This window comes from Bacillus sp. FJAT-25509, assembly GCF_001420605.1.
GTDB lineage: Bacteria > Bacillota > Bacilli > Bacillales > Bacillaceae_G > Gottfriedia.
In genome coordinates, this window is the sequence record NZ_LJIZ01000038.1 from 274,181 (window position 1) to 286,288 (window position 12,108).

General features: G+C 30.4%; 14 protein-coding genes. 11 read left to right on the forward strand and 3 right to left on the reverse strand.

From position 1 onward, the window contains the following. Window positions 1-74 precede the first annotated feature (74 nt). From AN960_RS23220 to AN960_RS23260, 8 genes are all read left to right on the forward strand, one after another. Window positions 75-461, forward strand: a complete 387-nt coding sequence (locus tag AN960_RS23220; protein WP_056477049.1) for a hypothetical protein — start codon at window positions 75-77, stop codon at window positions 459-461. A 120-nt stretch (window positions 462-581) separates the two neighbouring features. After that, entirely contained in the window at window positions 582-860 is a 279-nt protein-coding gene (locus tag AN960_RS23225) for a hypothetical protein (RefSeq protein WP_056477052.1), read from the forward strand. A 209-nt stretch (window positions 861-1,069) separates the two neighbouring features. Then, on the forward strand, window positions 1,070-3,028 hold the full coding sequence (locus AN960_RS23230) for a fructose-bisphosphatase class III (protein ID WP_056477055.1): 1,959 nt from the start codon (window positions 1,070-1,072) through the stop codon (window positions 3,026-3,028). A gap of 484 nt (window positions 3,029-3,512) precedes the next feature. Beyond that, complete coding sequence (locus AN960_RS25385; RefSeq protein WP_353611591.1) at window positions 3,513-3,713, forward strand: hypothetical protein; 201 nt, start codon at window positions 3,513-3,515, stop codon at window positions 3,711-3,713. A 119-nt stretch (window positions 3,714-3,832) separates the two neighbouring features. Continuing rightward, window positions 3,833-4,015, forward strand: coding sequence for a GNAT family N-acetyltransferase (locus AN960_RS25390; RefSeq protein WP_353611594.1), 183 nt, complete (start codon window positions 3,833-3,835; stop codon window positions 4,013-4,015). 141 nt (window positions 4,016-4,156) lie between these two features. Then, window positions 4,157-4,450 carry an antibiotic biosynthesis monooxygenase family protein gene (locus AN960_RS23240; protein ID WP_056477058.1) on the forward strand — a complete coding sequence of 98 codons (294 nt, stop codon included), beginning with the start codon at window positions 4,157-4,159 and terminating at the stop codon, window positions 4,448-4,450. A 649-nt stretch (window positions 4,451-5,099) separates the two neighbouring features. Further along, window positions 5,100-5,939 (forward strand): SPFH domain-containing protein, encoded by an 840-nt coding sequence (locus tag AN960_RS23250; RefSeq protein ID WP_056477063.1) that lies wholly within the window; start codon window positions 5,100-5,102, stop codon window positions 5,937-5,939. Between the two features lie 573 nt (window positions 5,940-6,512). Beyond that, window positions 6,513-7,259: an SDR family NAD(P)-dependent oxidoreductase gene (locus AN960_RS23260; protein ID WP_056477068.1), complete on the forward strand. Its 747-nt coding sequence runs from the start codon at window positions 6,513-6,515 to the stop codon at window positions 7,257-7,259. A 98-nt stretch (window positions 7,260-7,357) separates the two neighbouring features. On the opposite strand, the gene AN960_RS23265 is transcribed toward AN960_RS23260, so the two are convergent. Both AN960_RS23265 and AN960_RS23270 read right to left on the reverse strand, forming a co-directional pair. Then, window positions 7,358-8,011: a TetR/AcrR family transcriptional regulator gene (locus tag AN960_RS23265; RefSeq protein WP_056477070.1), complete on the reverse strand. Its 654-nt coding sequence runs from the start codon at window positions 8,009-8,011 to the stop codon at window positions 7,358-7,360. Window positions 8,012-8,777: 766 nt separating this feature from the next. Beyond that, window positions 8,778-9,962, reverse strand: a complete 1,185-nt coding sequence (locus tag AN960_RS23270; protein WP_056477074.1) for a COG4705 family protein — start codon at window positions 9,960-9,962, stop codon at window positions 8,778-8,780. 412 nt (window positions 9,963-10,374) lie between these two features. Between AN960_RS23270 and AN960_RS23275 the strand changes: the two genes are divergently transcribed. After that, window positions 10,375-10,725, forward strand: a complete 351-nt coding sequence (locus tag AN960_RS23275) for a hypothetical protein (RefSeq protein WP_056477077.1) — start codon at window positions 10,375-10,377, stop codon at window positions 10,723-10,725. 397 nt (window positions 10,726-11,122) lie between these two features. Here the strand turns inward: AN960_RS23275 and AN960_RS25395 are convergent, their stop codons facing one another. Continuing rightward, window positions 11,123-11,299: a DUF3977 family protein gene (locus AN960_RS25395; protein WP_156339771.1), complete on the reverse strand. Its 177-nt coding sequence runs from the start codon at window positions 11,297-11,299 to the stop codon at window positions 11,123-11,125. 127 nt (window positions 11,300-11,426) lie between these two features. On the opposite strand from AN960_RS25395, the gene AN960_RS23280 reads away from it, so the two are divergent. Further along, window positions 11,427-11,672: a (4Fe-4S)-binding protein gene (locus AN960_RS23280; protein WP_082459670.1), complete on the forward strand. Its 246-nt coding sequence runs from the start codon at window positions 11,427-11,429 to the stop codon at window positions 11,670-11,672. Between the two features lies 1 nt (window position 11,673). Beyond that, window positions 11,674-11,946, forward strand: coding sequence for a GNAT family N-acetyltransferase (locus AN960_RS23285; protein WP_056477083.1), 273 nt, complete (start codon window positions 11,674-11,676; stop codon window positions 11,944-11,946). The last annotated feature ends 162 nt before the right edge of the window (window positions 11,947-12,108 follow it).

Sequence of the window (12,108 nt, forward strand, 5' to 3'; positions counted from 1 at the left end):
TAAGAAGGGTATTGTTGAATTTGAATTAATAAATTAAAATTTTCATAAAGTTAATTATTACATAGGGGATAAAAATGAATAATACTTATAAAAACTTATTTGATGAATATGTAAAAGAACTAGATAAAGCTGTCTCATTTGAAGAAGATAAATTGGATTTTATTAGAGAAAAAATGTTAATTGAAGGAAAATCAGAGGTAGAAATTGAGAATTATATTATTGGGAATTTTGACCCTATATGTTGTTCAGGAAGAGTTATTGCAGTGTTTAGGAAATATTGGTTAAAATGCAATGACTTAAATGTTAATTACAAAAATAATGGTTCTGATGAATATATTAACCCTAAGGTCTTTACTATTGACTGGCTTTCAAATGATGGAGACCCTTATGAATTAGTTGAATTAATGAATGGTATGCCTTACTTTCCAATTGGAATAGATGAAAATGGCGATTATTGTTAAATTTCCATTATTTTATAAATAATAGTTTCGCAAGTTCATTTTGGACATTTCTAAAGGCTGATTTAACTAACGTATTGTATTTTTCCCACCATTTGGAGATTATTTTTTGAGGAGAAAAAAATGAAGAATAATAAAGAGAAAATCGATACTTTAATGATTGAATTAGGATTTGAAAAAATAAAAGTGAACAATGTCTTAAACTATTTTTTAAAAGGAGCTTATTATAAAGTAAACTATTGTGATGAACTAAAATCATATATCATTGAAACTGCAAGTAGTTTAACTGAAGCAGAAAATAATGTGTATGAAGATTCTGATGTATATCCAAACTCACTTGGAGAAAAGAAAATTCTTGAAGAACTTCGCAAAGACTTAATTTGGTTTTACATTAGTGATTAAAGAACTTATGCAACTAATGAGATGCGATAGTTGAAGATTAAGTTGGTAATCTTATATCATATAACTTATTTAATCCAACAAAAAGAAACATAATTCCTGCTAACATACAGGCATCCAAATTATGGGTTCCTTTCTTTTATCATATAGGTATTAAGAGTATCCTTCAAGAGAAAAATAAAGGAAGAAATTACAAAGGAGATACCAAAAAGTTGAACATAAAATACTTAGATTTACTGGCTCATAAATATGATAGTGAAGAAAAAGTTGTAACTGAGATTATTAATCTTGAAGCCACTCTCAATCTGCCAAAGGGAACAGAGCATTTTGTTAGTGACTTACACGGTGAATATCAAGCTTTTCAACATGTGTTAAGAAATGGTTCGGGTAGAGTGAAAGAGAAAATAAGGGACCTATTTCAAGATGAACTATCTGATATGGAAATAAATGAATTTGCAACGTTAGTTTATTATCCTGAAGAAAAATTAAAGTTAATTAGAAATAAGTGTGTAAATAAACAAGAGTTACAACAGTGGTACACAGAAACCATTGACCGTATGATCAAGCTAATTTCTTATTCCTCAACTAAATATACACGCTCAAAATTACATAAAGCATTGCCTCAAGAGTTTGTTTATATAATAGAAGAGCTACTTTACAAAATAGATGAATCGATCGATAAGAAACAATATTATTCAAAAATAGTCCAGCAAATTATTTCTCTTGGTCAAGCAGATAAGCTCATTACAGGTCTGGCCTATTCTACTCAGCGGTTAGTAGTTGACCATCTTCATGTCGTGGGTGATATTTATGATCGCGGACCTGAACCTGATAAAATTATGGACACTTTAATTAATTATCATTCTGTTGATATTCAATGGGGAAATCATGATGTCTTATGGATCGGTGCCTTTGCTGGATCAAAGGTATGTCTAGCTAATATTATTCGAATCTGTGCTCGATACGACAATTTAAATATAATAGAAGATGTGTATGGAATAAATCTTATACCACTTTTAAATCTTGCAGAAAAGTACTATGTGGACAATCTAGCGTTTAGACCAAAGAGCAATTCGGATAAAAAAAAGTCTGATCATGAAATTTTGCAAATCACTAAAATCCATCAAGCGATTGCAATTATTCAATTTAAGCTTGAAATGCCAATCATAAAGCGACGCCCGTATTTTAATATGTCAGAAAGGACTTTACTTGAGAAAATTAATTATGACCAAAATGAAATAACAATTAATGGGGAAACTTATCCATTAGAAAATACTTGCTTTGCAACTATAAATCCAGATAATCCTAGTGAATTATTAAAGGAAGAAGAGCAAGTTTTGGACAGACTATTGTTTTTTGTCCAGCATTCAGAAAAGTTGGCCAGACATATGAATTTTCTCATGAAGAAAGGCAGTCTTTATTTGAAGTATAATGGGAACTTATTAATACATGGATGCATCCCAATCGATGAAAATGGTAATATGGAAAAAATGGTAATTGAAAATTATACTTATGCAGGTCGTGATTTACTTGATATTTTTGAACATTATTTACGACATGCTTTTGCACATCCTGAAGAGACGGATGATCTCGCAACAGATATGGTCTGGTATTTATGGACAGGAGAATATTCATCATTATTTGGAAAAAGAGCAATGACGACCTTTGAAAGGTATTTTATAAAAGACAAACAAACCCATAAAGAGATTAAGAATCCCTATTACCATTTACGAGAAAAAGAGGAAATCTGCAGTAAAATTCTAGCAGAAATGGATCTTAATCCAAAAGTTGGTCATATAATAAACGGCCATACACCTGTTAAAGAAATAAAAGGAGAAAATCCAATTAAAGCAAACGGAAAGTTGATAGTCATTGATGGAGGATTTTCCAAGGCTTATCAATCAACAACTGGTATTGCTGGATACACTCTATTATATAATTCCTGTGGTATACAACTTGTTGCACATGAAAAATTTAATTCAAAAAAAGATGTTCTACTTAAAGGGTCAGATGTTTTATCCGTCAAAAGGTTGGTGGGAAAAGAACTCGAGAGAAAAAAGGTTCTAGAAACTAATGAGGGAGAGCGATTATTACAGGAAATATCCGTTTTAAAAAGTCTGTTGGAAAATCGCTATAGGAGTTTAGATCACTCATTACAATCTAACGATTAAAGACTTTTATAAGCATAAAAGCACCATGAACTTTATTAAATCATAGTTAAGCAGCTAAAAATACTGAATGTGGTAGTCATTTTAATCTCAATGTTAAACATTTAGTAAGAAGATCATTTTATTGATGGTCTTGTTTTTAGTACAAGTAGAAAATACACATTATATTTAAACTTTAAAAAATAAAGTTGACACTCTTAACTGTTAAACTCCATGAGGGAACTTGTGAATGGTGTTAAGTATGATCTTGAATCGATGATAGACGAGATTCTACTTCGTTGAAGAATGCTATTTTCAAATGCTCCAAAAATAATAATGTTTTGATTTAAAATAAAATATCCTAAACACATGTTTTAGTTTAAGAACACGAGTTGCTTGCAGCTCGTTTTTTTTTTGAAGTAGATGGCTGTTTATTTACATATGAAAGGGAATACGATTACCTTTATAGAATTATCATTATTAATCCATTACATAAGGCGAGAAATAAATGAACATTAGAGAAATCAAACTAGACGATGCAGAAAATTTTGTACAACTCATTAAAGAAGTTGAAAAACAGGCTGATTTCATGCTGTATGGAGCTGGAGAAAGAAATATTACAGCCGAAAAACAACGTAAACAGTTAGAAGTTATTAAAAATCACCGAATTCAACCATATTTATTGCAGAAAATTCTTCTGGAATATTAGTCGGTTATGCGTTTGCGATTGGGAGTAGTACGATAAGAAAAAAACATTCAGTCTACCTTGCCATTTGAATCTTAGAGGAATACAAAGGTAAAGGTATTGGTACTAAATTATTTCAAAACATAGAAGAATGGGCAATTAAACATAGTATTTCAAGATTAGAACTAACTGTTGTAAAACAAAACGAAGCAGGTGTAGGTTTATATAAAAAAATGGGATATGAAATTGAAGGAACAAAAAGGAACTCACTAATAATAAACAGTAATAGTTTTGATGAATACTACATGGCTAAATTATTAACTTGAGTTCATATGTAACTAAAACATGCAATAGTTGAATAACACTGAGGTGCTTTACGATCAGCTCCTTTTTCAATTTCTTGAAGTAAATATTAATAAAAGGACTCTTAAAATAATATTGATGAACTTATGAAAAGAGGATTAAATATGATATTGGAAGCCGTTATGCTACAAGTTAAGCAAGGTATGGAAGAGGACTATGAAGAAGAATTTCGTGGTGCATCACAAATAATTTCTTCAATGAAAGGCTACATATCTCACGAATTACAACGTTGTATAGAAGTAAAGGGGAAATATTTACTACTAGTTCAATGGGAAACATTAGAAGACCATACAGTTGGTTTTAGACAATCTAACGAGTATCAAGAATGGAAAAAGCAATTACATCATTTTTATGATCCATTTCCGACTGTTGAACATTATAATTGGGTTAAACTTTAGTAAATCTTATTCAGCTACTTGGATGTACGATCTAAACTTCGATTCACTGTGGTGAATTTGAGAATTCATGGTTGGCTAAGGCATGCGATAGTTGAAAAGGAATTGACTGCTTCGGTGTTTTTTAAAATTAAAGTAAATGTCAGTTTAGTTGAAGATGGATTTTCTAAAATTCTATTAAATATGCAAAAATACCCCAAGTTACAGAAGTCAATCTTAGCTGTATAATTAGCCTATTATTAAACATGAGACTAGATAAACTATCAGGAGGATTATTGGGGGGATCAACAGGATACTTCGATTAGGACTGATAATTACAGGTGGTCTTCTATTCATACAAGGAATGATCACAAATGAAAAAAATAAAGAAAACTTATGGAATGCTACAGATATAACTGTATACGCAAATGAGTTTTTAGGCTGTATCGGGTTTATAATTACATTTTTTCTTGGAGGTTTTTTAAAATTTTTGCCTGTTTGGTTAGTAAAATCACTATGGTTTTCATTAGGAATTGGATTTATAATTCTTGGATTACTTTCAAATTTAGAATTTCTTTTAAATTATTGATCTAAAGAGGAATCCAAGAATTAAAACGATTAATTTCATTCCTTATTAGAATAGTATCTTTTAAATTTATAAGAGGAGAAAAATATGAAAAAAGAAGCATTTCGAATTAACGGCTACATCGTGTTGGTATTAATAATAGGATTATTATTGTTTGGAGGGATAATTTCTTTAACTAGTGGTAATGCATTTTTCATGATTACTTCATTTTTATTCGTTTGTTTGATTTCATCTGGATTTGTAATTAACCAACCTAAAGTAGCAGTTGCTATGGTATTTATGGGGAAATATTTAGGGACAATCTACGAGGATGGATTCTATTGTACTATTCCATTTACAAGTAAATCAAAAGTTAATCTAAAGGCTGTTAACTTCAATAGCGATGTATTGAAAGTAAATGACATCGATGGGAATCCAATCGAGATTGCAGCGGTTGTAGTATATAGTGTAGTTGATGTTGAAAAAGCATTGTTTGATGTTGCAGATTATCAAAAATTTGTAATGATTCAAAGTGAGACAGCAATTCGTCATATTGCAACGAAATATGCTTATGACACGACAAATAAAGAAGAATATTCTTTAAGAGGGAATGCAGAAGAGATTGCAGTAGAATTACAAAATGAGTTACAAGAAAGACTTCAAAAAAGCGGAGTAAAAGTTCAAGAAGCTCGATTAAGTCATCTTGCTTATGCTCCTGAGATAGCAAGTAGTATGCTACAAAGACAACAAGCGAAAGCTGTTGTTCAAGCTAAAAGAGAAATAGTAGAAGGCGCTGTTGGTATGGTGGAAGATGCCTTGAAAATGCTTGAAGAAAAAGGATTATTAACTGCAACAGACAGTCAAAAAGCCGATATGGTTACTAGTCTACTTGTAACAATTATTTCCGAAAAAGGTGCACAACCTGTTTTAAGTACAATAAAAAAATAGAAACCACAAAAAAGTGTGGTTTCTATTTTAAGTTCAAATATACATATATCTAACTCATTGCTTTAGTTGTAGAAAAATAGGCTACTTCAGTAGTCTTTTTTTTATATTACAAAATGTAAGTATTGTTAAATTAGAAAATACTAAATTGTGCTATGATTTAAATGAAATGTAAATACTAGATAACTTAAACAAAAGGAGATCATAATGAGATTATGGAATTTTATATTAATGGGATTGTTATTTCGCTATTCTCTTTTTAAAAAGAAATGCCTTAAGCAACTAAAGCATTGCGTTAGTTTAACAATGATGGACTACCTAGGTAGTTTTTTTTATTGGACTAATTTCATTATCTTAATAATGGCATTTCTTCTTATTTTTTCTCCTATAAAAACAGGAGCAGTTACTGTAGAAAATAATCCGCTTGTTTAATTAATTGACACGATGTACATAACTTCACATTTTCTAGTGTTTAATGTATAATATGAATATCCTAGGTAAACTTAAATGTTTTTGTAAACACTATTTTTTTAATAAATGAGATAGATATTCAATCTTTTTGAGAGGATGATTATGATGGGACGTTTAACAGGTAAAGTAGCAATTATCACTGGTGCAGCTCTTGGAATGGGGGCATCAGAAGCAAAGCTTTTTGCTAAAGAAGGAGCAAAAGTAATCGCAACAGATATTAAAGAAGATGCGTTAAATGAGTTAATAAATGAAATTAAAGCAGATGGTGGGGATGCAATCGGTTTAAAGCATAATGTTACATCTGAGAAAGAATGGAAAATTGTAATCCAAGAAGCAATAAATCATTACGGTAAGATAGACGTATTAGTGAATAATGCTGGTGTAGCTAGTCCAAAAACGATGACTCAAATGGAAATGGATGAATGGAATAAAGTAATGGATATTAATTTAAATGGCTGTGTTCTTGGAATGAAACATGTCATTCCAGAGATGCAAAAAGTCGGTGGTGGTTCTTTGATTAATATTTCATCTATTGGTGGGATAGTAGGTATGGCTGGATCAAGCCCATATACTGCTGCAAAAGGGGCATTACGTTCTTTATCAAAATCAGCTGCTGTAGAATATGGAAAAGATAAAATTAGAGTGAATTCCGTTCACCCTGGTATTATTGAGACACCAATGACAGCTGAATCGTTTAAAGAGGCTTTACCATACTATCAAACGTTTACTCAACTTCCTTATTTCGGAAAACCTGAAGATGTTGCGTATGGAGTACTATTCCTTGCATCTGATGAATCACGCTTTATGACCGGAGCTGAGCTTGTTATTGATGGTGGTTGGACAGCCCTATAATTTATTGCGATTACGGATAGAATGACGGCTGTGCTAGAAAGAATTTATAGAAAACATGACTTGTTTTATAAATTTCAATCCAAATAAAAAGTCGATCATTAGTTGATCGGCTTTTTATTTGCATTATTTTCAGCAGATAAACTTCTGTATTTCAGAGGATTATTTTTGTAAGGCCCTTTAATAGACAAAGTCATTAATTGAAAAGCCATTTCATGTTCAGAATAATGCATGTTATTTTCAATCCACCAAATAATAACTTCTAAAAAGGCAGATTCCACATATTTGATGATTAAATCTCTTTTAGCAATAAGGTTTTGATCACTAGGTTCTATTTGGTTAATCCCCTCGGAAACAAACTCATGAATAATTTCTAAAAGTCCCGAAGTTAAATAAGGAATACGGTTAGTAACAAGTAAAGCTCTATAAAACGCGAAATTTTCCGCAATCTGGTGAAATAATTGAACAAAACTTGGATGAGGTTGTTGGTCTAAATAATCGAAGTTGTCTAAAAATGATATTTGGACATTTACTTTTTCACGCAAATCTTTTAAAGTTTCGTCAATATATTGAATCATAAGTTCATTCTTATCTTTATAGTGAAGATAAAATGTAGCACGTTTCACAGTTGCTTGATCAGAAATATCCTGTACAGTAATTTCATCAAAAGCTCGTACTTCCATGAGGTCAATAAAGGCCTGCTTTAATAACCTTCTAGTTCTAATTACACGTGGATCAATTTTTTGTTTTGTCATAAATTCTATTCCTTTTCAATGAAATAATATTCGTTTTGATAATCAACTAAATAAGATGCTTGAAAAAACAGATTTTTAGAGCTGTTAAATATCATATTACCAATATTGTAATGGCACCCTTAATTCACCTTATAAATTGTATTCTTCAATATCTTACTATACTTATAAGATTTGATACACAATCACTTTTTAATATCAACCATAAAATGCTGCTTTCTTAATTTTAGGATGATAAACTGGAACAAAATTGCGTTAACTTTACTTTTTTATTCAGGAAACAATTTATTGTTGATGATACTAATTTGATAAAAGGCTATGAGGTCTTAGGCTATGAAACTAATACGTTCCATTCTTTTTTGTGTAACGGATTAGAAAAAGAGTTTAAAAATCAGTTTGATTTTTCATTGAATGAAAATGGTTTTATTAAATCTCTTGCTGAAGCAGAGAAAGGATGTGACATTGCAAATGACAAAAACCTTGAACAGAACCAGTTTTTTAGCTTCCTTGGGCTATTTTTGAATACAATTCTTATTGAACTAACGCATTGCAATACTTACATAAATATATGCCTATATCCAACTTATTCTCTATTTTCAGGTGAATTATTAACCTCTTTATCGATAATAAATTTGTTTAGAATTTAAGAACATTAAGATTAATATTTGTTTAGAGTTTTCTGGGGAAAATGCATTTCTAACTTTACAAAATGGACATTATCGACAATTTAAAAAGGAACTGCAGTTTGCAATTCCTAAACTAAAGTCTTTTATTTATTAGCAGCGTTTATTACACTAAGTGAATTATTTATTGCCGTTTTGCATTTACTTACATCAGGTTTTGATGAACGAACTGTTGCTAATACAACGTCAATTGTTCCGTCAATTTTTGTCCATGTTGTTCCATCTATTTTTCTAAGTTTAGCCTCTGATGAATCCCATTGATGTTCCAAATTATCAGCATTTTTATAAGCTGAAGTAAAGTTCTTTGAGTTCACATCTGTTAGAATTTGATTTTCAATATTTACAAAATCCGTTAATTGACCAGATAATGTAGTTTGAGTAGAAGCAGTTTGTGATGATAATTTTACATAACCGCCAATACCTACTGCTAAGAAAATAAACAATACTAAAATTGTTTGTGCCATAACATTTTTTTTACTACTATTTATTTCTTTTGTTTCACTTCTTGCGGAAATATCAATTTTTGTGACAGCTAGGAAAATGATGATAGCTAAAATTGCGGTTAGAAAAATTACACTTGTAACTGTTGTACCTAAGCCTAACCCGCCATTTACTTTTGGCTGAGATAAGTAATCGCCTAATGAAGCGCCGAGTGGTCGAGTAAGAATATACACTATCCAAAAAGCTAACATTCCATCAAGCTTTAAAAACTTCCATGCTAAAAATACACAAAGTATGATACCAATTACTGTTACTCCGGTCTTAAAATACCCAAGTCCAAGTTGTTCTGAATACAAATCTCCTACTGCAGTTCCTAGAGCAAATGTGAAAAGAATGGAAAACCAATAGAAAACTTCTCTTTTTCTTGTGAAAATTGAGTGTATAGAAAGTGTTTTTTCACTAAGATACCAAAAAAGGAAAGTTAATCCTAGTAGTATTGAGAAAACAATTGTACTTGTCTCAAGAGGTACTCCCATTGCGTCAGTCAAATTATCTGTTACCAAAGTACCGAATACACTTATTAACACAACAGTTATCCAATAATAACTAGGAACATATTTTTTTGCTCTGAATTGAAAAAATAATGAGATAAAAAATGCTAAACCCATAATGATCGTAGTAAGTCCTAATCCAAGACCAAGGTTAAAATTCAGGAAATCAGCAAATGTTTCACCAACGGTTGTACATAAAACTTTGATAATCCAGAAATAGATTGTAACTTCTGGTACCTTGTTAAGTAAAGCTTTCATTTTATTTTGGGTTGTTTCCATAAATAAATTCCTTTCATTTGATTTAAATATATTTTTATAGTTACCAATAGTTATGAAAAAAATGAACAAATAGGTAAATTGAATAATTTTTTTCAAACTTCTTAAATTTTTTTATTGTGCTATTTTATTTTTTCGGATTTAACAACATATTTGCAACAAACGCATGCGATAGTTGAATTAGATGTGACTTTTAAATAGGGGGAAAAATGGAAAGGCAATGATGAACTATTATCAATCACAAATATTTAAACCCTTATTCAACTAACATATTGCGCTAGTTGAACAACCTTAAAGTTGCCTCGGTAGCTTTTTTTATTAAGTAAATGGTAGTTTAGTTGAAATAAAATGGGCTTTTTGGAATAGAAGAAAATAATTATTAAAAAAGGGAATTTTATTCATCAAGGGAGATGAGGTGAACAAAAAGAAAAAAATTTTTATTATTGTTTTGATTGTTGTTTTTTCAGCAATCATTTTGTCTGGGTGTGGTGACGATATAAAAGAAAAAAAGTCCTCATATTCAATTGCAGCAATCGTTTACCAAACTTTATCGGATAGGGAAAAAGCCGAATTAGTAGATGATCGTGGCAAAGTAGAACAAAAAGTAGTTACAAACAAAATTGCACACTTAACATATAAAAATTATGACGGAAAAGAAGTTTATGCTGTTACGTTTAAAACAAAAAACAGTCAATTAGCTGGTGATCTTGTCGTTTATTTCGATGGTGAAACTCAGAAAGTTATCGGTAAAGGCATTAGAGAGTGAAAAGTTAAGCAAATTGTTGTACTACAAAATCGACACATTGATATTTCCCCTTATAGTAGGATACCTATCACTTATAATGGATAGGTATTCTACTATAGGGGGCTTTATTCTCATAGTAAATGTACTCGTACTTTTATTATCTATTATTTTAGTGAAAATTTTTATACCAGAAAATGGTCCATATAAGTTAATTGAAAGAAATATTTCTTCAATTTTCTATTTTATATTATATTTTCTAGGTCAATTAATCATTAGATTTATACTCCACGTTATAGCTATTAATAAATCAGTGTCAAAAGTGGAGTAAAAGTTTATATTCCCAAGCTAAAAAAACTTAGAAATTAAAACAATGGGTTTGTTGTTATGCAAGTAACTCATTCGTTAGTTCTATAAGGAATTAACAACTACTCAACCCAAAAATAAATTTAAAATGATTACGTTTCTTTTTTATTTGTTTAAAGCCTTCTTTAGAGTCAATTATAATAACTGTTTTAGCTAGCCAAATTCTTATATAGTATTGGTTCCGGTTAAATAAAAGCCTTTGACAAAGGAAAAAACACCCCCAAAGTCGTATAAATAATTATCGACATTTTGGAGGTGTTTTTTTTAGGTTAGAGGTCAAATAATAAATGAGTGTGCTTGTTTAAAATTGGTTTGCTTAAAAATAGGAGAAAATATACAAAATGAGAAGGGATTATGAAATGAATAAAGAAGACCTACTAAGTAAAGGATATCGGAAATATTCAGGAGAAGAGATTGAAGTTTATTTCAGCAAAGAGATCTGTACACATTCAGGTAATTGTGTAAGGACTTTGCCGAAAGTGTTTGATACAAAAAGAAAGCCGTGGATTCTTGCTGATAATGGAGAAGCAGATTCAGCTATGAAAACGATCGATTTATGTCCAAGTGGTGCACTACAATATATTTATAAAAAGGATGAAAAATAATATGAATATTGAAAAGGCAGATAAAAAACACTTCATTGAGAATGAAGAAGGGAAAATCGTCGCTGAAATTACATTTGTACAAGCTGGAGCATCAAAAGTGATCATTGATCATACTTTTGTCGAAGAATCCTTGCGAGGACAAAATATTGCCAGTAAACTTGTTGCTTCTGTTGTAGAAGAGATGAGAGAACAAGACAAAAAGATTGTGCCACTGTGTCCATTTGCTAAGGCTGAATTTGAACGCAAAAAGGAATATCAAGATATGCTTGCGTAAATATACACATTGTTAAATGATGTCAACATTCGTCCTTTTTTACATTTTTTTCTATCCATCATGTTAAAGTATCTCAATATTGAATAAAGAGGTAATAGTATCTCAAAGATTAGTAGTTAAATTGAAAAAAAGTAAGATCTAAATATATTAAAGGCGGTGTAA